General features: G+C 74.0%; 19 protein-coding genes. 5 read left to right on the top strand and 14 right to left on the bottom strand.

Going from position 1 to position 20743, the window contains the following annotated elements:
- Nucleotides 1-64 precede the first annotated feature (64 nt).
- The 13 genes from ACWGKI_RS17630 to ACWGKI_RS17570 form a co-directional block, all read right to left on the bottom strand.
- Nucleotides 65-877, bottom strand: coding sequence for an isoprenyl transferase (locus ACWGKI_RS17630; RefSeq protein ID WP_380243898.1), 813 nt, complete (start codon nucleotides 875-877; stop codon nucleotides 65-67).
- Nucleotides 878-907: 30 nt separating this feature from the next.
- Complete coding sequence (recO, locus tag ACWGKI_RS17625) at nucleotides 908-1639, bottom strand: DNA repair protein RecO (protein ID WP_380243899.1); 732 nt, start codon at nucleotides 1637-1639, stop codon at nucleotides 908-910.
- Between the two features lie 98 nt (nucleotides 1640-1737).
- Nucleotides 1738-3510, bottom strand: coding sequence for a 2-isopropylmalate synthase (gene leuA, locus ACWGKI_RS17620; RefSeq protein WP_452188710.1), 1773 nt, complete (start codon nucleotides 3508-3510; stop codon nucleotides 1738-1740).
- A 190-nt stretch (nucleotides 3511-3700) separates the two neighbouring features.
- On the bottom strand, nucleotides 3701-5350 hold the full coding sequence (locus ACWGKI_RS17615) for a DUF7937 domain-containing protein (RefSeq protein ID WP_452188708.1): 1650 nt from the start codon (nucleotides 5348-5350) through the stop codon (nucleotides 3701-3703).
- Nucleotides 5351-5478: 128 nt separating this feature from the next.
- Nucleotides 5479-7044: an alpha/beta hydrolase family protein gene (locus tag ACWGKI_RS17610; RefSeq protein ID WP_452188706.1), complete on the bottom strand. Its 1566-nt coding sequence runs from the start codon at nucleotides 7042-7044 to the stop codon at nucleotides 5479-5481.
- Nucleotides 7045-7145: 101 nt separating this feature from the next.
- Nucleotides 7146-8117 carry a GTPase Era gene (gene era, locus ACWGKI_RS17605; RefSeq protein WP_452188705.1) on the bottom strand — a complete coding sequence of 324 codons (972 nt, stop codon included), beginning with the start codon at nucleotides 8115-8117 and terminating at the stop codon, nucleotides 7146-7148.
- Nucleotides 8114-9475 carry a hemolysin family protein gene (locus ACWGKI_RS17600; RefSeq protein ID WP_452188703.1) on the bottom strand — a complete coding sequence of 454 codons (1362 nt, stop codon included), beginning with the start codon at nucleotides 9473-9475 and terminating at the stop codon, nucleotides 8114-8116. Before ACWGKI_RS17600 ends, era begins: the two co-directional genes overlap by 4 nt.
- 17 nt (nucleotides 9476-9492) lie before the next feature.
- Complete coding sequence (gene ybeY, locus ACWGKI_RS17595; RefSeq protein WP_380243905.1) at nucleotides 9493-9945, bottom strand: rRNA maturation RNase YbeY; 453 nt, start codon at nucleotides 9943-9945, stop codon at nucleotides 9493-9495.
- A complete protein-coding gene (locus ACWGKI_RS17590) occupies nucleotides 9942-11048 on the bottom strand; it encodes a PhoH family protein (protein ID WP_452188701.1) in 1107 nt (368 codons plus the stop codon). Before ACWGKI_RS17590 ends, ybeY begins: the two co-directional genes overlap by 4 nt.
- A 94-nt stretch (nucleotides 11049-11142) precedes the next feature.
- Nucleotides 11143-11493: an HIT domain-containing protein gene (locus tag ACWGKI_RS17585; protein ID WP_452188699.1), complete on the bottom strand. Its 351-nt coding sequence runs from the start codon at nucleotides 11491-11493 to the stop codon at nucleotides 11143-11145.
- Nucleotides 11494-11555: 62 nt separating this feature from the next.
- Entirely contained in the window at nucleotides 11556-12335 is a 780-nt protein-coding gene (locus ACWGKI_RS17580) for a 16S rRNA (uracil(1498)-N(3))-methyltransferase (RefSeq protein WP_452188697.1), read from the bottom strand.
- Between the two features lies 1 nt (nucleotide 12336).
- Nucleotides 12337-13461 carry a molecular chaperone DnaJ gene (gene dnaJ / locus ACWGKI_RS17575; protein WP_452188695.1) on the bottom strand — a complete coding sequence of 375 codons (1125 nt, stop codon included), beginning with the start codon at nucleotides 13459-13461 and terminating at the stop codon, nucleotides 12337-12339.
- 70 nt (nucleotides 13462-13531) lie between these two features.
- Nucleotides 13532-14620, bottom strand: a complete 1089-nt coding sequence (locus ACWGKI_RS17570) for an HrcA family transcriptional regulator (RefSeq protein WP_452188693.1) — start codon at nucleotides 14618-14620, stop codon at nucleotides 13532-13534.
- Nucleotides 14621-14911: 291 nt separating this feature from the next.
- Between ACWGKI_RS17570 and ACWGKI_RS17565 the strand changes: the two genes are divergently transcribed.
- The 4 genes from ACWGKI_RS17565 to ACWGKI_RS17550 all read left to right on the top strand — a co-directional run bounded on the left by ACWGKI_RS17565 (nucleotide 14912) and on the right by ACWGKI_RS17550 (nucleotide 19491).
- Nucleotides 14912-15109 carry a hypothetical protein gene (locus ACWGKI_RS17565; RefSeq protein WP_452188692.1) on the top strand — a complete coding sequence of 66 codons (198 nt, stop codon included), beginning with the start codon at nucleotides 14912-14914 and terminating at the stop codon, nucleotides 15107-15109.
- On the top strand, nucleotides 15106-18105 hold the full coding sequence (locus tag ACWGKI_RS17560; RefSeq protein ID WP_452188690.1) for an ATP-binding protein: 3000 nt from the start codon (nucleotides 15106-15108) through the stop codon (nucleotides 18103-18105). The genes ACWGKI_RS17565 and ACWGKI_RS17560 overlap by 4 nt, the downstream gene beginning before the upstream one ends.
- Nucleotides 18106-18255: 150 nt before the next feature.
- The gene (locus ACWGKI_RS17555; RefSeq protein ID WP_452188689.1) at nucleotides 18256-18450 is read left to right on the top strand and encodes a hypothetical protein; all 195 of its coding nucleotides are present in this window, start codon (nucleotides 18256-18258) and stop codon (nucleotides 18448-18450) included.
- Nucleotides 18451-18558: 108 nt separating this feature from the next.
- On the top strand, nucleotides 18559-19491 hold the full coding sequence (locus ACWGKI_RS17550) for a DUF3097 domain-containing protein (protein ID WP_452188687.1): 933 nt from the start codon (nucleotides 18559-18561) through the stop codon (nucleotides 19489-19491).
- Nucleotides 19492-19509: 18 nt separating this feature from the next.
- On the opposite strand, the gene ACWGKI_RS17545 is transcribed toward ACWGKI_RS17550, so the two are convergent.
- Entirely contained in the window at nucleotides 19510-20085 is a 576-nt protein-coding gene (locus ACWGKI_RS17545) for a DUF4282 domain-containing protein (RefSeq protein ID WP_452188686.1), read from the bottom strand.
- 125 nt (nucleotides 20086-20210) lie between these two features.
- On the opposite strand from ACWGKI_RS17545, the gene ACWGKI_RS17540 reads away from it, so the two are divergent.
- Entirely contained in the window at nucleotides 20211-20678 is a 468-nt protein-coding gene (locus ACWGKI_RS17540) for a DUF4870 domain-containing protein (RefSeq protein ID WP_452188684.1), read from the top strand.
- Nucleotides 20679-20743 lie beyond the last annotated feature (65 nt).

Genomic DNA, 20743 nt, shown 5'->3' with positions numbered 1-20743 from the left:
CGGTGGGTGCTCACCTTATCCACTTATGGCGTTCTTGAGGATCAGGTCAGCACGCACGTTGCCGTCACGGGGCAGCGGGCCCCGCGGACGACGTCGCCTGGTCCACCGCCCCGCCGTAGCGGCGGTCGCGGCGCGCGAACTCCTCGACGGCGCGCCACAGGTGCCGGCGGTCGACGTCGGGCCACGGCTCCGGCAGGAACACCATCTCCGCGTACGCGGCCTGCCAGATCATGAAGTTGGACGTGCGCTGCTCCCCCGACGAGCGCAGGAACAGGTCGACGTCCGGCAGGTCCGGCTCGTCGAGGTACTTCTGGACGGTCTTCTCGGTGACCCGGGCCGGGTTGAGCCGGCCCGCGGCGACCTCGCGGGCGATGGCTGCCGCGGCGTCCGCGATCTCCGCCCGCCCGCCGTAGTTCACGCACATGGTCAGGGTGCAGCGGTCGTTCTCGCGGGTCATCTCCTCGGCGACCTGCAGCTCCTTGATCACCGACCCCCACAGCCGGGGCCGGCGCCCGGCCCAGCGGATGCGCACGCCCCACGAGGACATCTCGTCGCGGCGGCGGCGGATGACGTCGCGGTTGAAGTTCATGAGGAACTTCACCTCGTCGGGCGACCGCTTCCAGTTCTCCGTGCTGAACGCGTAGGCCGACACGTGCTTGACGCCGATCTGCACCGCGCCGGCGACGACGTCGAGCAGCGACTTCTCGCCCTGCTTGTGCCCCTCGATCCGCGGCAGGCCCCGCGCGTTGGCCCACCGGCCGTTGCCGTCCATGACGATCGCCACGTGGTTCGGCACGAACTGTGCCGGGATCGCGGGCGGCGTCGCTCCGGACGGGTGCGGGTACGGCTCCGCGTACTCGCGGGCGTTGCGGGGCATCAGGCCTCTCTCTCCGTCAGGCGCGCTCGGTCACGCGCGCTCGATCATGCGCAACGAGCGCAGCGTGCGCTCCAGGTAGTACTGCGAGTACGCCGCGACCAGGCCGGACGCCTCGGTGCGGTGCCGCGGTTCCGCCGCGTCCGCCGTCGTCCAGTCGCCGCCGAGCAGCGCGCCCAGCAGCGCGAAGGTCTCCGGCGCGGGCGCGGTCGAGCCCGGCGGGCGGCAGCGGGAGCACACCGCGCCGCCCTGCCCGACGGAGAACGCGTGGTGCGGGCCGGGCTCGCCGCACCGGGCGCAGTCCGTGAAGGACGGCGCCCACCCGGCGACGGCGAGGCCGCGCAGCAGGTACGAGTCGAGCACGAGGCCCGGTGCGTGCGTGCGCTCCGACAGTGCTCGCAACGCTCCCGCGAGCAGCCAGTACTGCTGCACCGCCGGCTCGTGCTCGGCCGCGACGAGGCGGTCGGCTGCCTCGAGCATCGCGGCGCCGGAGGTGTACAGCGCGTAGTCCTCGCAGATGGCGCGCGCGTACGGGCCCACCGTCTCGGCCTGCGTCACCGTGTCGAGGTTGCGCCCCGTGTGCAGCTGCACGTCCACCACCATGAACGGCTCCAGCCGGGCCCCGAAGCGCGACGACGTGCGTCGGACGCCCCGTCCCACCGCGCGCACCTTGCCGTGCTCGCGCGTCAGGAACGTCACGATGCGGTCCGCCTCACCCAGCTTGTGGGTGCGCAGCACGATCGCGTCGTCTCGGTACAGGGGCACGGTCCCATTGTCCCAGGCCCCACCCACGAAAGTTGTCAGAGCCACGTCACACCATGGCGTGACGTGGCTCTGACAGGTGTTCGGGCGGTCAGCCGCGGTCAGCCGCGGGCGGCGCGGTTCACGGCCGACACGACGGCCTTCAGCGACGCGGTAGTGATCGACGGGTCGATGCCGACGCCCCACAGCACGTCGTCGCCGACCTGGCACTCGACGTACGCCGCAGCCGTGGCGTCACCGCCCTCGGACAGGGCGTGCTCGGCGTAGTCCAGCACGCGAACGTCCACGCCGACCTTCGAGATCGCGTCGACGAACGCGGCGAGCGGCCCGTTGCCGGTGCCCTCGAGCGTCACGTCCTCGCCGTGGTCGACGACGTCGACGGCCAGGGCCGTGGCCCCGCCCTCGGCGGCCGTGGTCCGCGTCTGGCGCAGCCGCAGGCGACCCCACGGCTCGAGGCCGCGCGCGTCGTGCTCCTCGACGGGCAGGTACTCGTCGCTGAACATCCGCCAGATGTCGGAGCCCGTGACCTCGCTGCCCTCGGCGTCGGTGAAGTGCTGCACCACGCCCGAGAACTCGATCTGCAGCCGACGGGGCAGGTCCAGCGAGTGCTCGGTGGACAGCAGGTACGCGATGCCGCCCTTGCCCGACTGCGAGTTCACGCGGATCACGGCCTCGTACGACCGGCCCACGTCCTTCGGGTCGATCGGCAGGTACGGCACGCCCCAGGTGAGGGAGTCCACGGACCTGCCCTCCGCCTCGGCGCGGGCCGACATGTGCTCGAAGCCCTTCTTGATCGCGTCCTGGTGCGAGCCGGAGAACGCCGTGAAGACCAGGTCGCCGACGTACGGGTGCCGCTCGTGCACGGGGATCTGGTTGCAGTGCTCCACCGTGCGGCGGATGCCGTCGATGTCGGAGAAGTCGATCTGCGGGTCGATGCCCTGCCCGAACAGGTTCATGCCCAGGGTGACCAGGTCGACGTTGCCCGTGCGCTCCCCGTTGCCGAAGAGACAGCCCTCGATGCGGTCGGCGCCGGCCTGGTAGCCCAGCTCGGCAGCGGCGACAGCCGTGCCGCGGTCGTTGTGCGGGTGCAGGGACAGCACGACGTGCTCACGGAAGGCCAGGTTCCGGTTCATCCACTCGATGGAGTCGGCGTACACGTTCGGCGTGGCCATCTCGACGGTCGCCGGGAGGTTGATGATCACCGGCCGCTCGGCCGTGGGCTCCAGCACCTCCAGCACCTCGTTGCAGATGCGAGCCGCGAACTCGAGCTCCGTGCCGGTGTACGACTCGGGCGAGTACTCGTAGTACACCGTCGTCTCGGGGATCGTCTCCTCGAGTTTGCGGCACAGGCGCGCGCCCTGCAGCGCGATGTCGACGATGCCGTCCATGTCGCTGCGGAAGACGACCTCGCGCTGCAGGATCGACGTCGAGTTGTAGATGTGCACGATCGCCTGCTTCGCGCCCCGGATCGCGTCGTAGGTGCGCTCGATCAGGTGGTCGCGGCACTGGGTGAGCACCTGGATGACGACGTCGTCGGGGATGCGGCCCGTGTCGATGAGCTGCCGCACGAAGTCGAAGTCCGTCTGCGACGCGGACGGGAAGCCGACCTCGATCTCCTTGTAGCCCATCTGCACCAGGAGGTCGAACATCCGCAGCTTGCGCTCGGCGTCCATCGGCTCGATCAGGGCCTGGTTGCCGTCGCGGAGGTCGACGGCGCACCAGCGGGGCGCCTTCGTGATCCGCTGGTCGGGCCACGTGCGGTCCGGCAGGTCCACCTGGATCTGCTCGTGGAACGGGACGTAGCGGGTGTACGGCATCCCGGACGGGCGCTGAGGGTTGGCGCCGGCGATGCCCTGGGGGTGGGAGTTCTGCATGGTGTCGCGTCCTTCGGTGGGGGCTCGGTGGCCGCCGTCCCGGGTTCGGGTCCGACGGTCATGACCAGTCGGCCGGCACGCCACAACCTCCGCGACGGGGGGTCCGGCCTTAGAGGGCCCCGCCGCGGCACCGAAGGAGGAGGCTCACCGTGCGATGCACGCTGCCACGGTACACCTTCGTCACGGCCGGTCAGCGCCGTGCCCGCAGGGCGGCGTCGACGGCGGGGTCCCCCAGCGCGCCGAGCCAGTCCAGCAGGGCCGGGTAGGTGGACGGGTTGCCCGCGACGTACGACCGCAGGTGCGGCGCCTCGGCCGCGATCCGCGCCAGGTCGGCGAGCGGGGTGGCCGGGTCCATCGCCTGGGCGGCGCTCCATCCCGGCGCCTGGGCGACCGCCGCCGGCACAGGAGGGAGCACCTGGGTCGAGTCGACCGGCTGGTGCCCGCGCACCGGCTCCATCTGCTGCGTCGCGTCCATCGGACGGGCGACCGGCCGCGTCCCGGCCGCGACGGGCGCGGCGGCGGCCGGTGCCGAGACGGCGGCGACCGGGGCGCTCTGCGTCCGCACCGTCTGGCCGCTGCCGGTCGTCGGCCGCGCCTCGACCCGCGCTGCGGGCTCCGGCTCGGGCTCGGGCTGAGGCTCCGGCTCGGGCTCCGGCTCGGGCTCCGACGCGACGAGCTCGCGGACCGACGACGGCACGAGCAGCACGGCCAGCACCACGCCGGGCAGGCCGAACGCGACGAGCAGCTCCTCCACGTTCGACTGCGTGCCCAGCCCCGCACGGGCGACGACGATCACCAGGCCGAGCACGGCGAGCACGCACGCCGCGCCCACGGCGGTGACGTGCCCGGTACGCGGGTCGTGCGCCAGCGAGCGCCGCGCCATGAACGCGACGACGACCATCAGCACACCGACGATGAGGCGGAGCACGAACGCCACTTCGACGCCCGTGCTGATGATCCGGACCAGTGCGACCAGGGCCACGAACGCCGCGACGAGCGCCACCAGCCCGAGGGCTCGGACCGCCACGGCGATCCAGCGCTCGGCCCGCACGGCGTCGGGGTCGTCGGAGGTACGGGCGGCGTCGTCGACGATCCGGCGCGCGGTGACGGCGGCGACCACGGGCAGCAGGAGCAGCCCCAGCCGCTGCTCGTGCACGCTCTCGAACCAGGGCCGCAGGTTGCCACCGGCGAACAGGACGAGCTCGAGCGCCACGGCCCCGCCCAGCGCGAGCAGCACGTATCCGGCGGAGAGGTCCCCGGAGCGCAGGTAGGTGCCGATGGTGAACCACAGGACGCCGAGCACCACCAGGGCGTTGAGGGTCCCGATGACGGTGGTGGTCCAGTCGGCGCCCTGCACGAGGGACGCCACGGGCGTCGCGAGGGTACCGAGCGCGACGACGAGGGCGACGGCGGCGGGCAGGTGCTTCCAGCGGGTCGCCGCCGCGAGCGCGGCACCGGCCAGGCCGACGGCGAGGCCCGCCCCCACCCCGCCCGCGGCGTCGGTGGGGCCCGTCGCGTCCAGCACGAGGTACACCACGGCGACGAGCGCGTAGGGGATGCAGGCCAGTGCCACCGTGCGGCGCGCGGTCAGCACGTCCCACGACGCCGGACCGATGCCGCCGCGGCGCAGGTACGGCGCGGCGACGGCGAGCAGGGCGAGGACCGTGACGAGCACGATCTCCAGACGGTCGCTGCCCCGGTGCGCGTGGTCCCACGGCAACGGCAGCGCCACGAGGAGCGCGCACGCCGCCACGACGTCGCGCACGAGCTCACGGACCGGCACCCCGCCGAACGGCGAGCGCTCCTGCTCGGGTGCGTCGATGGTGTGGGGTTCGGTCATGCGGGCGTCTCCATGGTGCTCCTGGGCGGTCGGAGGCGTCGGCACGCCCCCGCTCCGTTTCTACCCGACAAGGCGGCCCCGCGTCGTGTCCCGCGCGGGCGGGTTGGTCACACCACCCGCCCGGGTGCTCAGATCCCCAGCTGGTACACGCCCCAGTAGGCCAGCGTGCACAGCAGGAAGAGCGAGCCCGCCATGGTGCACCAGAAGGTGAGCACGGCAGGCCAGCCGCGGGCCACCGCGACGTCGGCCCCGGCCCGGCGCTCCGCGCGCGCGTCCGACACCCGCCGGATCACCAGCGCCCCGGCGACCGCCGTCGCGACGCCGAGCAGCCGCACGGCGATCCAGCCGCCCTGCACGACGAGGTCGTCCCGCTGGTAGTCCAGCGCCAGCCGCGCGACGGCGAGGAGGTAGACGACGAGGGCGGCCGTCGTCGCGACCGTGCCCAGCCCGAGGCCCAGCAGCGACGAGCGCATGCCGCGCGCGAGCCGGGGCGCCGGGGTGGTCGACCGACGCAGCACGACCCGGCGCACGAGCGCGTGCACGCCCCACACGAGCGGGCCGAGGAGGAGCAGGGCGGCGCCGGCGATCACCCCGCCGACGACGATGTCGCCGTTCCCCCACCACCGCGGCTGCGGCACGGCCGAGGCCAGGTACAGCTGGTTGGGGGTGTCGCCGGCGATCCGCGGGTCGGCGGCGGCCGTGCCCGGCATCCCCTGGATCCAGGTGGACACGTCGCGCGCGAAGTCGGGGTGCAGGTGCATCCCGCCGTCGCGCGGCACGTTGATGCCGTGGTTCGCCCCGGCGTAGTACCGGACCGTGACGGGGGCGTCGTCGCCGTTCACCGAGGTGTCGGCGATGACCTGCCGCGCGCCCTGCTCGATCGGCATCGACGGGTCCGCCGTCCCGTAGACGACGAGCACGGGCGCCGTCTGCTGCTCGAGCCAGGGCCGCACGTCGAAGTCGACGTAGTCGAACCCGCCACCAGGCAGCTGCATGCCCACGGCCCGCGGGATGGCGCGGAACACCTGGTCGGGCACGCCGGTGTTGCGCAGGTAGTTGTCGACGGCGAACGCGGCCTGCTCGCGCGGCGGCACGACGGGCGCCGAGACGAGGACGGTGAACGCGATCGTCGGGTCCTTCGCCTGCATCACCGGCACGATCCAGGTGCCCTCGGACTCGCCGTAGACGCCGACGCGGTCCGGGTCGACCCCGTCGACCTTGCGGAGCAGCTCCACGGAGCGCTCGTAGTCTCCGGCCATCGCGACGTAGTCCCGGTCGCGCGTGGTGTAGGTGTCGAGCCGCTTGTCCGGCACGAGGGTGACGACGCCCGCGCTCGCGAGGGCGGTGGCGGACTCCGTGAACGCCTCGGTGGACTTGCCCGTACCGGCGCCGTGCACGTACACGACGCCCGGTCGGTCCGTCAGCACGGTGCCGTCCTGGTCCAGGGGCTGCCGCAGCAGGCCGTGCACGACGACGCCGTCCAGCGGGATCGTCACGGTGATCTCGCGGACGTCGAACTCGCCGACCTCGCCCAGGTCGGCGTCCGCCGCGACGCCGCCGATCGCGGTGTCCTGGGTCGCCGGGACCAGGTGGTCGGTGACGGGCACCGGGTCCCACTGCGGTCCGGCCACCGCCCCGGTCAGTGCCAGGCCCACCAGGATCGCCGCCGTCGTCGCTATAGTCCGGAACACCACGCAGCGATGCTACTCGGCGCCACCGGCGCGAACCGCCCCGGAATCCCCCCGCCACCTCGGGGGACGTCCCCCGGATCGCGGACCCGGCGACGGGGAGGCCGTCAGAAGCCGAGCCGCTGGAGCTGCTTGGGGTCCCGCTGCCAGTCCTTGGCCACCTTGACGTGCAGGTCGAGGTACACGCGGGTGCCGAGCAGCTTCTCGATCCCCTTGCGGGCGGTCGTGCCGACCTCACGCAGCCGGGACCCGCCCTTGCCGATGACGATCGCCTTCTGGCTCTCGCGCTCCACGAACAGGTTCACGCGCACGTCGAGCAGCGGCGGGCGCCCCTTCGCCGCGTCGCCGGTGCCCTCACGCTCCAGGATCTCGTCCACCACCACGGCCAGGGAGTGCGGCAGCTCGTCGCGCACGCCCTCCAGGGCGGCCTCCCGGACCAGCTCGGCGACCATGACCTGCTCGGGCTCGTCGGTGAGCTCGCCGCCCGGGTAGAGCTCGGGACCCTCCGGGAGGTGCGCGACCAGGACGTCGGTCAGCTCGTCCACCTGGTAGCCGTCCCGCGCCGAGACGGGCACGATGGCGGACCAGTCGCGGTCCAGCGACCGCGCGAGCTCGTCGACGGCCATCAGGTGCTCGACCAGCCGCGCGCGGTCGACGAGGTCGGACTTGGTCACGACGGCGACGACCGGCACGGCGCGCCGACCCTCCATGAGCGGCGCGAGCTGCGAGGCGATGTACCGGTCGCCCGGGCCGATCCGCTGGTCGGCGGGCAGGCAGAACGCGATGACGTCGACCTCGCCGAGGGTGTCCTGGACCAGCGCGTTCAGCCGCTCGCCCAGGAGGGTGCGCGGCCGGTGCAGGCCCGGGGTGTCGACCAGCACCAGCTGGGCGTCGTCACGGTGCACGATGCCGCGGATGGTGTGGCGGGTGGTCTGCGGCCGGGCGGACATGATCGCGACCTTCTCCCCCACCAGGGCGTTGGTGAGGGTCGACTTGCCGACGTTGGGTCGCCCCACGAGGCAGGCGAAGCCGGAGCGGTGGGGTGCGTCGTCGGGGCGGCGCGAGAGGTCGGTGGTCATGCGTGTGCTTCCTTCTGGTCCGGCGGTGCGACCCTGTCGCCCGCTGCTGTGTCGTCGTCCGTGGGTGCCGCGCGCTGCACGCGCAGCGTGGCGAGCTGCTTGCGTCGGCCGTCGACGCGGTCCGCGACGAGGTGCAGGCCGCCGACGTCGGCGGTGGCGCCGGTCAGCGGCACCTTGCCGAGCGCCTTGGCCAGGAGGCCGCCGGCCGTGTCCACGTCGTCGTCGTCGAGCCGCAGGTCGAACAGCTCGCCGAGCTCGTCGACCGGCATCCGCGCGGAGACCAGGAACGTGCCGTCCCCCAGGTCCTCGGGCTCGAGCACGCGGGCGGTGTCGTGCTCGTCGGTGAGCTCACCGACGAGCTCCTCGATGACGTCCTCGACCGTGACGAGCCCGGCGATGCCACCGTACTCGTCGACGACGACAGCGATGTGGGAGCGCGAGGCCTGCATCTCCCGCAACAGCTCGTCCGCCGGCTTCGACTCCGGCACGAAGACCGCCTCGCGGGCCACGTCGACCACGGGGAGACCTGCGGCGCCGGGCTCGTTCTCGAGCACCCGCGCAACGTCCTTGAGGTAGACGACGCCGACGAGGTCGTCGACCTCGTCGCCGACGACCGGGACGCGCGAGTAGCCGGAGCGCAGGAAGAGCCGCATGACCTTGCGCAGCGGGGTGTCGGCGGCGACGGTCACCATGTCGGTGCGCGGCACCATCACCTCGCGGGTGAGGGTGCCGCCGAGCTCCACGACCGACCGGATCAGCTCGCGCTCGGCGTCCTCGATCGCCTCGTTGTCACGCACGCGCTCGGCGACCTCGCGCAGCGCGTCCTCGCCGGGGTCGTGCTCGCCGTCCCGCTCCGTGCCGCGCGCGGCCCGGTCGGTGCGGTCGGTGAGCCAGGCCGCTCCGCGGTGCACCGCCGACAGCGGGCCGGCCAGCGCCAGGAGCACCGCCAGCGGGCGGCGCAGCCCCAGCGCGCGCGGGCTCAGGCGGACGAAGACGACGCCCGCCGCGAGCCCGACGACGGCCGCGACGAGCAGCACCTGCCACCAGGAGTCGAACCAGTCCGCGATCATCAGGGTGGCCGCCGCGAGCGCGATCGTCTCGGCGAAGACGCGCACCAGGGCGAACGCCGCCACCGCCGCGGGCGGGTCGGCGACCAGCCCCTGCACGGCACGCAGGCGCGTGAGGCGGGTGCGGCGTGCGGCGGAGGTCAGCTCCTCGGACGTCTCGGCCTCGACGACCGCGTCCGCCACCGAGGTACGCGTGATCCGCAGGACCGCCGCCTCGCCGGCCGACAGCATCCCCGCGAGGGAGAGCGCGACCAGCGCGACCAGGGCCAGCAGCAGCTCGGGTCCGTCCATTCAGGCCACCGCCGCCGTCACCGGCCGGCGAGGAACGTGAGCAGGAGGCGGCGCTGGAGCGCGAACATCTCCTTCTCCTCGTCCGGCTCGGCGTGGTCGTAGCCGAGCAGGTGCAGGATGCCGTGCGTGGTCAGCAGGAGCAGCTCCTCCGCCGTCGAGTGGCCCGCGACCGTGGCCTGCTGGGCCGCCACCTCGGGGCACAGCACGACGTCGCCGAGCGTGCCGGGCGGCGTCTCCTCGCCCTCCCGGCCGGGGCGCAGCTCGTCCATCGGGAAGGAGAGCACGTCCGTGGGACCGGGCTCGTCCATCCACTGCACGTGCAGCTCCGTCATCACGGCCGTGTCGACGAACATGATCGACAGCTCGCTGCGCGGGTGCACGTGCAGGCTGTCCAGGACGAACCGGCCCAGTGCCGCGAACTCGGCCTCGTCGACCTCCACGCCGGACTCGTTGGCGACCTCGATGCTCATGGCTTGCGTGTCCCTCGTTCGTGCGGGCCGCGGCCCTGTCGTCCCTGTCGTGCCGGTCCTGCCTGGCGTGCCTGGTCGGGACGGGCCGTGGCCACGTCCCAGCGTGCGTACGCTTCGATGATGTCGCTGACGAGGCGGTGCCGGACCACGTCCGCCGAGGTGAGGCGGCAGAACTCGACGTCGTCCACGCCGGTGAGGATGTCCTCGACCGCTCGCAGGCCCGACGCCGTGCCGCCCGGCAGGTCCACCTGCGTGGCGTCGCCCGTGATGACCATCGTCGAGCCGAAGCCCAGGCGGGTGAGGAACATCTTCATCTGCTCACCGGAGGTGTTCTGCGCCTCGTCGAGGATGATGAACGAGTCGTTGAGCGAACGGCCCCGCATGAAGGCGAGCGGCGCCACCTCGATCGTGCCCGCCTCGATGAGCCGCGGGATCGCGTCGGGGTCCATCATGTCGTGCAGCGCGTCGTACAGCGGCCGCAGGTACGGGTCGATCTTGTCGCTCAGGGAACCGGGCAGGTAGCCCAGCTTCTCCCCCGCCTCGACGGCCGGGCGGGTGAGCACGATCCGGTTCACGCGCTTGGCCTGCAGCGCCTGCACGGCCTTGGCCATCGCCAGGTACGTCTTGCCGGTGCCGGCGGGGCCGATGCCGAACGTGATGGTGTTCGCGTCGATCGCCTCGACGTAGCGCTTCTGCCCCACGGTCTTGGGGCGGATGGTGCGCCCGCGGCTCGACAGGATGTTGAAGGTGAGCACCTCGGCGGGCCGCTGGGCGGCGGCCGCGGTGAGCATCTGGACCGACCGGGCGACGACGTCGGGCGTGAGCGGCGTCCCGGACTCGACCACCTCGACCAGCTCGTCGAGCAGGCGGGAGACCAGGGCGACGTCGCCGGCGGGTCCGCTCACCACGATCTCGTTGCCGCGCGCGTGCACGTCGACGCCGGGGAAACCGTCCTCGACGGCCCGCAGCACGGAGTCCCTGCTGCCGAGCAGCGCGACCATCGGCACGTGCGGGGGCACCACGATGCGGTGCTCGGTGGAGCGCTCGGCGTGCGCGGCCGACGCGCCGCGGCTGCCGGAGGCGGCGTGGGGTGTCGATGTCATGGGTCCGGCTGAGCCGGGGCCCTCCTTCGCGAGACGGAGATCGTGGGCGTCACGAGTCTATCGAGCGGGCGCCCACCCCGGCACGCGCTTTGCGTCAGGCGGGGGTCCACCCGAGCTGGGCACCGGCCAGCACGTGGCCGTGCACGTGGAAGACGCTCTGCCCGGCACGGGGGCCGGAGTTGAAGACGAACCGGTACTGGCCGTCGGCGAGCTCGCCCGCCACCCGGTCGGCCAGCGCGACCACCTCGGCCAGCAGCGCCGGGTCCGCGGCGGCGAGCGTCGCGACGTCGCCGTGGTGCTCCTTCGGCACGACGAGCACGTGCACGGGCGCCTTCGGGTCGATGTCGCGGAAGGCGATCACGCGGTCCGAGTCGGCGACCACGTCGGCGGGTACGTCGCCGGCGACGATCTTGCAGAACAGGCAGTCGGTCGAGGCGCTCGTCATGCCTCGGACGTTACCGCGCCGGGGCGTGTCTCCGCGCGGCCCGGGCCGGCGGCCCGGCGGCGTCAGGCCCAGCGGCCGAGACGCTCGCTCAGCAGGGCGACGGCCACCGGCCCGGCGGTGGAGGTCCGCAGCACGTGTGGCCCGAGCCGCGCCGCCACGGCACCCGCCTCGACGAGGGCCTCCAGCTCCGCGTCCGCGATCCCGCCCTCCGGCCCGACGACGACCAGCAGCGCCGGCGCGCCCGCGCCGGGCTGCGGCGCTGCGGGCAGCTCGACCTGCGCGAGCGGTGTCGTCGCGTCCTCGTGCAGCACGACGACGGCGCCGCCGGCCTCGACCACCTCGCGCGCCCGGGCGACGAGCAGGCGCGTCGTCAGCGGCTCGTCGACGGGCGGCAGGCACGCGCGCCGCGCCTGCTTCACGGCGGAACGCACCGTGGCCACCCACTTGGCGTGCGACTTCGCCGCCCGCGCCCCGCGCCACACGACGACGGACCGGTCGGCCTGCCACGGCACCACGGCGTCGACGCCGACCTCGACGGCGGCCTCCACGGCCAGCTCGTCCCGGTCGCCCTTGGCGAGCGCCTGCACCAGCGTCAGCACGACGTCCGGCGCAGGCTCGGCGACCACCTCGGCGACGCGCAGGCGCACCTCCCCGCCCTCGACCGCGTCGACGACGCAGCGCAGCCGCGTCCCCGCACCGTCGACGACGTCCAGCCGCTCGCCCGGGCCGCGGCGCTGCACGACGCCCGCGTGCCGCCCCTCCGCCCCGTCGAGCACGTAGACGTCGCCCACGGCCAGCGCGCCGAGCGTGCCGCCGTCGGCGAGGAAGACGGGCGCGCTCACCTCAGCGGCCGCTCAGCTTGTCACGCAGGCGAGAGAAGACGCCCGGGTGCGCCGCGGTCAGCCGCGGCTCGGGGCGCTCCTCCCCGCGCAGCGTGGCCAGGGAACGCAGCAGCTCGGTCTGCTCCTCGTCGAGGCCGGTAGGCACCTGGACGTCGACGTGCACGTTGAGGTCGCCCCGCCCGCCGGCGTGCAGGTGCCCCACGCCGAGGCCCTTGAGGGTCACGACCTGCCCCGGCTGGGTGCCCGGGCGCAGGTCGATCTCCTGCTCGCCGTCGAGCGTCTCGAGGTCCAGGACGGTGCCGAGCGCGGCCGCCGTCATCGGCACCTGGAGCGTGCAGTGCAGGTCGTCGCCACGGCGCACGAAGGTGTCGTGCGGCTTCTCGCGGATCTCGACGTACAGGTCGCCGGCCGGGCCGCCGCCGGGGCCGACCTCGCCCTGCGAGGTGAGCTTGATGCGGGTGCCCGTGTCGACGCCGGCGGGGACGTTGACCGTCAGGGTCCGGCGGGAGCGGACGCGCCCCTCGCCGGAGCAGTCGGCGCACGGCTCGGGGATGACCGTGCCGAAGCCCTGGCAGGCGGCGCACGGCGCGGTCGTCATGACCTGGCCGAGGAAGGAGCGCGCCACGCGCTGCACGTTGCCTCGGCCGTGGCAGACCTCGCACGTCTTGAGGTCGGTGCCCGGCCGGCAGCCGTTGCCGCCGCACGTGCCGCACACCACGGCGGTGTCGACCTGCAGCTCACGCTTGGCACCGAACGCCGCCTCGGCGAGGTCGATGTCCATGCGCACGAGCGCGTCCTGCCCGCGGCGGGCGCGCGGCACGGGCCCTGCGGGCGCTCCGCCGCCGCCGAAGAACGTCTCGAAGATGTCCTGGAAGCCGAACCCGTTGCCGAACCCGGCACCGGCGCCGCCGGAGGGCGAGCTCGGGTCCACCCCCATGTCGTACTGCTGGCGCTTGTCCGGGTTGGACAGCACCTCGTAGGCGCGGGCGACGTCCTTGAAACGATCCTCGCCGGCCTCGCCGGCGACGTCGGGGTGCAGCTCGCGGGCGAGCTTGCGGTACGCCTTCTTGATCTGCTCGGCCGAGGCGTCGCGCGGGACGCCCAGGATCTCGTAGTAGTCGGTCACAGGTCTCTCTTCGGTGACGTGTCGGTGACGTGCACGGTCAGGTCGTCGGGTCAGGTTTCGCGGGGCGGCCTCAGCTGGGCAGCACCCGGGACAGGTAGCGGGCGACGGCGCGCACCGAGGCGATCGTGCCCGGGTAGTCCATCCGGGTGGGGCCGATGGACCCGAGGATGGCCACCGTGTCGCCGTCGCTCCCGTAGCCGGAGGCGACGACGGACGTCTCGGTGAGCCCGTCGAGGCGGTTCTCGTGGCCGATCCGGATCCCCACCCCGGTGCCGGGCTCGGTGGCCAGCTCGGTGAGGAGGCCGAGGAGCACGACCTGCTCCTCGAGCGCCTCGAGGACCGGGCTCAGGCCCTGCTCGAACCGCATCTCGGCCCGGGCGAGGTTCGCGGTGCCCGCCAGGACGATGCGCTCCTCGCGCTGCGCCCCGAGGGTGTCGACCACGAGCTCGGCGATGCCCCGGGCCAGCGGCGCCAGCTCGGCGTCCAGCCCACCCACGACGCGCGCGAACGCGTCGGGGAGCTCCGAGAGCCGCTTGCCGGCGGCCGCCGCGTTGAGGCGACCGCGCAGCTCGCCGAGCGTGCCCTCGTCGAGGGCACCCGGGTGCGGGGCCGGGCCGGCGGGCGAGTCCCCCGCGACGACGGCAGGCTCGGAGCCGGGTGCGGCGCCGACGTCGAGGAACCGCTGCTCCACACGCCCGGTGTCGCTGATCACGACGACCAGGAGCCGCGCTCCCCCGACGGGGACGAGCTCCAGGTGCCGCAGCCCCGACAGCCGCAGGGACGGGTACTGGACCACGGCGACCTGCCCGGTGAGCTGGGCGATGAGCCGCCCCGCCCGCCCGAGCACGTCGTCCATGTCGATCGCCTCGGACAGGAACGTCTCGATCGCCCGGCGCTGCGGGCTGGTCAGGGGGCGGACCTCGGCGAGCCGGTCGACGAAGAGGCGGTACCCCTTGTCCGTCGGGATGCGGCCGGCCGAGGTGTGCGGCTGGGCGATGTACCCGGCCTCCTCGAGCGCGGCCATGTCGTTGCGGATCGTGGCGGGCGAGACGCCCAGGCCGTGCCGCTCGGTGAGCATGCGCGACCCCACCGGCTCACGCGTGTGGACGTAGTCCTCCACGATCGCGCGCAGCACGGCCAGCCGACGGTCCTCGCTCACGGTCCTCCCTCGTGCGACGTGCTCGTGCGAGGTGCTCGTGCGCAGCGGTCGCACACCCAGGACTCTCGCCCTTAGCACTCTCGTATCCCGAGTGCCATCCTACGCGGGCTCCCGGGCTGTCCGTCGGACGCCCGGCCGACACGTCGCGGTGCCCCGTCTGAGGTACCCCCCGAGGCGACTGAGGTACCCCCGTCCGCGAAGATGCGGCACCTGACCGATCCGCCGCCGTACCTCAGGAGCCGAGAGTGGAGTTACCGGTCCACCAGGACCGGACGGCGAAGGAGATCCGTGATGAACGAGTTCCTGTACTACGACGAGTTCCGCCTCCGCGAGGCGGAGACCGAGCGGACGCTGCGCCAGGACGTCGAGCGGCACGAGGCCGCCTCCGGCGGCGACCGGCGCGGCCGGCACCTGGCCGCCGTGCGTCGCCGGGCGGACCGTCGCACGTGGGGCCTGCCCGCCACGCTGGCCCGCCCCTGGTCCCTGTGACCGGCGCCGCGCCGCAGGGCGCGGACGCCGGCACGCAGGGTGTCTCGACCACCGGCACGGGCCCGGCAGGAGCACCGCCCGCCTGGCACGATGACGAGGTGCCCGCCACCTCCACCGGGGCGCCCCTCGGGCCGCACCCCACCCACTCGTCACGGCCGCCCATGATCGGCCGCGACACCGAGCTCGCCGCCCTCCACGACGCGTTCGCCACAGCCCGCGACGGCGCCGGCGGCACGGTCGTGGTCGGCGGCGAGGCCGGCATCGGCAAGACCCGGCTGGTCAGCGAGTTCCTCGCCGGGCTCGCGGGCGCCGCGGACGACGGCCCGCTCGTGCTGCACGGGCAGTGCGCCGACTCCGGCTCCGGTCCCCTCCCCTACGCCGCGCTCACGGGGATGCTGGCCGACGTGCTGGACGCCCTCGGCCCGGAGGTGACCCTCGAGGCCGCAGGCCCCGCCGCCGACGCGCTCGGCACCCTGGCGCCCGGCCTGGTGGACGTGCGACGCGACGTCGACCACGGCCGCCTGCCCGAGGTGGTCGCCGACCTCATGACGACCGTCGCCACCGCGCGGCCGGTCGTCGTCGTGCTCGAGGACCTGCACTGGTCCGACGACGTGACCCGCACGGTCCTGGCCCGGCTCGCCCGGTCCGCGCCCCGCTCGACCATGCTGGTGGTCGCCACCTACCGCAGCGACGACGTCGGGCGGCGCCACCCCCTGCGCACCACGCTGGCCGAGCTGGAGCGTTCCCGGCTGGCCACCCGGGTCGACGTGCCCCGCCTGGACGCGACGGACTCCGCCCGCCTCGTCACCACGCTCGTCACGGACGTCACGGCCCGAGGACGCGTCCGGGACCTGCCCGGCACCGTCCTCGGTGAGCTCGTCGAGCGCTCCGAGGGCGTGCCGTTCTACGCGGAGGAGCTCGCCGCGTTCGCCGGCGAGGCGATGCCCGTGTCGCTGCGCGACCTGCTGCTGCTGCGCTACTCGACCCTCAGCGACGACGCGCAGACGTTCTGCCGCACGGTCGCCGCCGCCGGCCAGCACGCCCCCCACGACCTGCTCACCGCCATGCTCGGCACGGACGGGCTCGACCGCGCCGAGGCGGCCGCGCGCGAGGCCGTCGAGGCACAGGTGCTCGTGGCGAACCCCGACGGCTACCGGTTCCGGCACGCGCTCATGCAGGAGGCCGTCGACGCCGAGCTGCTGCCGGGCGAGGCACGCCGGCTGCACGCGGCCTGCGCCCGCGCCATCGAGGAGAGCGGCCGGACGCTGCGCGACGTGGCGTCCGCCGCCGACCACTGGTGGCGCGCCCGGGTGCCCGACCGCGCCCTGGCCTCCGCCGTCGAGGTCGTCACGACCGCCGAGTCGGACGGCGCGACCTCCACCGCCGTCGCCGCGGGCGAGCGGGCCCTCGAGCTGTGGGACCTGGTCCCGGGCGCGGACCGGGTCGCGGGGCTGCACCACGCGGCGCTGCTGCGTCACGTCGCCGTGGCGCTCCAGGACGCCGCCCAGGTGGACCGCGCTGCCGGGATCGCGCGCGAGTCCGTCGCCGAGTGGCCCGCCGACGACCCTGCCGGCCGCGCCCAGGCCCTCTCGACGCTGGCCCACATCCTCGGCAAGGCGGGCGACGCCGCCTCGGACAGCCTCCTCGACGAGGCCCTGGCGCTGTTGCCCGCGGACGACCATGCGGGCCGGGCGCCGCTCCTGCGGCTCAAGGCGCGCAACGCGATGATGGACCACCGCGACGTCGAGGCCGTCGCGGTGGCCGGGGCGGCGCTCGCCGCCGCGCGGGCGGCGGGCGACGACCAGAACGCCTCCCTGGCGCTCAACCTCCGGGCGATGAGCCGGCTCAACGCCGGCGACCTGGACGCCCTGGAGGAGCTGGAGCTGTCGCGCGAGGTCGCGGGCGACGACTGGCGTGCGCAGTGCCACTACTACACGAACGCCTCGGACACGCGGCTGAAGCTCGGCCGGTACGCCGAGGCGGAGTCCCTGGCCGAGACGGGCGCGCGGCTGGCGCGGGCGCTCGGTGCGGGCTGGGCCACCCGGGCGATGCTGGAGGGGAACGTCGCCGAGGCGTGGATCGAGCTCGGCCGGTGGCCCGACGCGGAGGACTGGTACGAGCGGTCGGTGCCCCTCATCGACCTCAGCGACTACGCCGTCTACCTGGGCGAGCGGTGGACGTGGCTGACCATGTGGCGCGGCGACGTCGAGGCGGCGCAGCGCCGTGCCCGCGCCCACCGCTCGACCTGGCAACGGTTCGGCCGGGTCGAGGAGCAGATCCGCGCGCGCGTCGCAGGCACCCTGGCGGAGCTCGCGCTCCTGCGCGACGACCTGGACGACGCGCTCGACCTCGTCACCCTCGCCGTCGACGAGGAGTCGCTGTCCGCCCACTACCGCCTGTCGGTGCTCGCCGTCGCCGCGCGCGTCCTGGACCGGGCGCGCTCCGCCGGCCGGACGGTGGACACGGCCCCGTACCGCGCCGCCCTCGCCTCGTGCGTGCGGTGGCCGACGTACCCCACCTGGGCGGCCGTGTTCGCGGCCGAGCTCGGCGACGGCGCGTGGGACGCCGTCCTCGCCGCCGACGGTCCGGCGTTCCTGCGGCCCTACGCCCTGTACCGGGACGGCCAGTCCCTGCTCTCCGCCGGCGACCGGGCCGCGGCGCGGGACCGCCTCGAGGCCGCGGTCGAGGCGGCCGAGGCCATCGGTTGCGGGCTGGTCGCCGGCCAGGCGCAGTCGCTGCTCGACGGCGCCGGGCTGGCCCGTGGCCGGGCAGCCCGCGCCGCCTCGGCTGTCGGCGGGACGGTAGACGGGGCGCTCACCGACCGTGAGCGCCAGGTGCTCGACCTGGTCGCCGAGGGCCTCACCAACGGGCAGATCGCCGAGCGCCTGTTCATCAGCCGCAAGACGGCCTCGGTCCACGTGTCGGCGATCCTGCGCAAGCTCGGGGTGGCCAGCCGCACCGAGGCTGCGGTCGTGGCGCGGTCCGCCCGGCCCTGACGTCGTCCGGCGCCGCGTGCCGCGCCGGCCGTCGGCCGATGTCGGCCCATGTCGCCCGGCGCACCCGTACACATGCCCTGAGCAGTCGTGTACGGACCAGCCCGGGTCCCCCTCCCTAGGCGTGTCAACGAACCCCTGCTGGAGGAAATCATGGACCCGCACGTGTACGACATGCTCTTCGAGCGCCGTCAGGCGGAGCTCGAGCGCGAGGTCGCGCTGCGCCGGCTGGCGCACGAGCTCCGGGTCTCGCGCCGCGCGCTCCAGGGCGACGCCCTGGCCCCGGCGCCGCGGGCACGACGCCGCCGTGCCGTGGACGTCGTGCTGCGGCTGCCGCGCCACGCGTGACCGGCCGGCGCCGCCGACCACGCACCCCGACTCGCGCTCCCGACATCCCATCGAGCGTGCTGACCTTCGCCCCGGGACAGGGACCTGGAGCGAAAGTCAGCACGCTCGATGCCGTGTCGGGCCGCTGTCGTCGGCGGCCGCGACCGTAGGCTCGCGGTCGTGCACGACCGTTACGGCTCCGACGTCCTGTCCTCCGCCGGCTCCCGCGCCCCCGGTGCGCCGGACGGCTCCGCCCACCACCGGCGCCGGCCTGTCTCCCGCCCGCAGGCGGCGGACCACGGCCTCGTCGTCGAGGAGGTGACGTCCGGCTGGGTCGGCGCGGTGGTCCGCGTCGAGAAGTCGGGCGGCATGCACCTGGTCGTGCTCGAGGACCGGCGCGGTCGCACCCGGTCGTTCCCCCTCGGGCCGGGCTTCTGGGTGGACGGTCAGCCCGTCGAGCTGACCGCCCCCGTGACGGGCCGCGCCCCGGCGCGGCCGACGCGCACGGCGTCGGGGTCGGTCGCCGTCCACGACCAGCGGGCGCGCGTGGCACGCGGCAGCCGCATCTGGGTCGAGGGGAAGCACGACGCCGAGCTGGTCGAGAAGGTGTGGGGCGACGACCTGCGCGTCGAGGGCGTCGTCGTGGAGATGCTCGACGGCGTCGACAACCTCGCCGACGCGCTGGACGAGTTCGCCCCGACGGCGGAGCGTCGCGTCGGGGTGCTGGTCGACCACCTGGTGCCCGGGTCCAAGGAGCGGCGGCTGGCCGACGACGCGCTGCGCCGTGTGCCCCGCGGCACCGTGCTGGTGCTGGGCCACCCGTACGTCGACGTGTGGCAGGCCGTGAAGGCGGAGCGCCTCGGCCTGTCCTCCTGGCCGACGATCGAGCGCGGCACGGAGTGGAAGCGCGGGATCCTGCGCGAGCTCGGCTGGCCGGCGTCGTCGACCGAGGACGTCGGTCGTGCCTGGCAGCGGATCTTGGGGACGGTGCGCGACTACCGCGACCTCGACCCGGCCCTGCTGGGCCGGGTCGAGGAGCTGATCGACTTCGTCACGTCGTGACGGGGCGTCGCGGCGGTCTCAGGAGATGCCGTCCCGCTCCGCGTAGGCGTTGACCTTCTCCGAGACGGTGATGACGGCCACGAAGAACTCCAGGGTGATGCGGGCGATCGCGAGGTACACCAGCGCGACGATCCACCCGAACACCAGGAAGAGGATCCCCGCCCAGACGGACGACTGGAACGAGGCCGCGAGACCGCCCAGCCACGCCAGGGCCACCAGGACCGTCACGATGATGTAGACGACCTTGACCACGCTGGGCGTGATGTACCGGCTGAACGAGTAGTCGAACAGAGCCCCGAGGAAGCCGCCGGGGTGGCCACCGGGGTGACCCAGGGGCGCACGCGAGCCCGCTGACCGGTCCGGCGGGTACTCCATCCCGGGGTACAGGCCCGGGTCGGGCATCCGTCCCTCGTACGGCTGCGGCGGCTCCCCGTAGGGCTGGTCGCCGTAGGGCGGCTGTCCGCCGTGCGGGGGCGGCCCGGCGGGCGGCTGCTGGCCGTACGACGGGTCGGGCCGGCCGGGCGGCGGCTGGTACGGGGGCTGGAGAGGCGGCTCTTGCGGGTCGCCGGGCTGCTGCGGCGTGTTCTCGCTCATCGTTCCTCCTGAGTCGGCCGGGGTGGCGCACCCCGCAGGGTCGAACACCTCGCGTCCCACTCTGGCCGCAGCCGATCAGGACCGCCACCGCACGTGACCTCGCCGGATGCGCGAAGATGAAAGATATGAACCAGCCGCCGTACGGTCCCCCGCCGCAGCAGCCCCCGGCCGGCCCGCCGCCGGGGCAGCCGCCGTACGGTCCTCCGCCGCCCGGGCGGCCGCCCTACGGCTACGGTCCGCTGCCCCTGTCCCCGTCGGACGAGCGCACGTGGGCGCTCGTCGCGCACCTGGGCCCGCCGGTGCTGTCGCTGCTGAGCCTCGGGCTCCTCGGCTTCCTCACGCCGCTGCTGGTGTGGCTGTTCCTGCGCGACCGCAGCGCCTACGTCGCCGACCAGGCCAAGGAGTCGCTGAACTTCCAGATCACGCTCCTGATCGGCTATGCGATCGGGTGGATCACGATCTTCATGCTGATCGGGTTCATCATCCTGCCCGTGGTCTGGGTGCTGTCGATCGTCTTCGGGATCATCGCCGCGGTCGCCGTCAACCGGCACGAGCCGTACCGCTACCCGATCAACATCCGCGTCGTGTCCTGACCGGCGGACGCATCGAGCGTGCTGACTTGATCCTCAAACCGGCGGTTTGAGGATCAAGTCAGCAC

The sequence above is a fragment of the Isoptericola sp. NPDC055881 genome (assembly GCF_053615895.1).
Note: the sequence above shows the minus strand (reverse complement) of the source record. Positions and strands in the feature narration are given on the sequence as shown.

Excerpts from the sequence above, each read along its gene's own strand:
- ACWGKI_RS17630 (WP_380243898.1), bottom strand. The coding sequence starts at position 877 with ATGCCCCGCAACGCCCGCGAGTACGCGGAGCCGTACCCGCACCCGTCC.
- leuA (WP_452188710.1), bottom strand. The coding sequence starts at position 3,510 with ATGCAGAACTCCCACCCCCAGGGCATCGCCGGCGCCAACCCTCAGCGC.
- ACWGKI_RS17615 (WP_452188708.1), bottom strand. The coding sequence starts at position 5,350 with ATGACCGAACCCCACACCATCGACGCACCCGAGCAGGAGCGCTCGCCG.
- era (WP_452188705.1), bottom strand. The coding sequence starts at position 8,117 with ATGACCACCGACCTCTCGCGCCGCCCCGACGACGCACCCCACCGCTCC.
- ACWGKI_RS17600 (WP_452188703.1), bottom strand. The coding sequence starts at position 9,475 with ATGGACGGACCCGAGCTGCTGCTGGCCCTGGTCGCGCTGGTCGCGCTC.
- ybeY (WP_380243905.1), bottom strand. The coding sequence starts at position 9,945 with ATGAGCATCGAGGTCGCCAACGAGTCCGGCGTGGAGGTCGACGAGGCC.
- ACWGKI_RS17590 (WP_452188701.1), bottom strand. The coding sequence starts at position 11,048 with ATGACATCGACACCCCACGCCGCCTCCGGCAGCCGCGGCGCGTCGGCC.
- ACWGKI_RS17585 (WP_452188699.1), bottom strand. The coding sequence starts at position 11,493 with ATGACGAGCGCCTCGACCGACTGCCTGTTCTGCAAGATCGTCGCCGGC.
- ACWGKI_RS17565 (WP_452188692.1), top strand. The coding sequence starts at position 14,912 with ATGAACGAGTTCCTGTACTACGACGAGTTCCGCCTCCGCGAGGCGGAG.
- ACWGKI_RS17555 (WP_452188689.1), top strand. The coding sequence starts at position 18,256 with ATGGACCCGCACGTGTACGACATGCTCTTCGAGCGCCGTCAGGCGGAG.
- ACWGKI_RS17550 (WP_452188687.1), top strand. The coding sequence starts at position 18,559 with ATGCCGTGTCGGGCCGCTGTCGTCGGCGGCCGCGACCGTAGGCTCGCG.
- ACWGKI_RS17545 (WP_452188686.1), bottom strand. The coding sequence starts at position 20,085 with ATGAGCGAGAACACGCCGCAGCAGCCCGGCGACCCGCAAGAGCCGCCT.
- ACWGKI_RS17540 (WP_452188684.1), top strand. The coding sequence starts at position 20,211 with ATGAACCAGCCGCCGTACGGTCCCCCGCCGCAGCAGCCCCCGGCCGGC.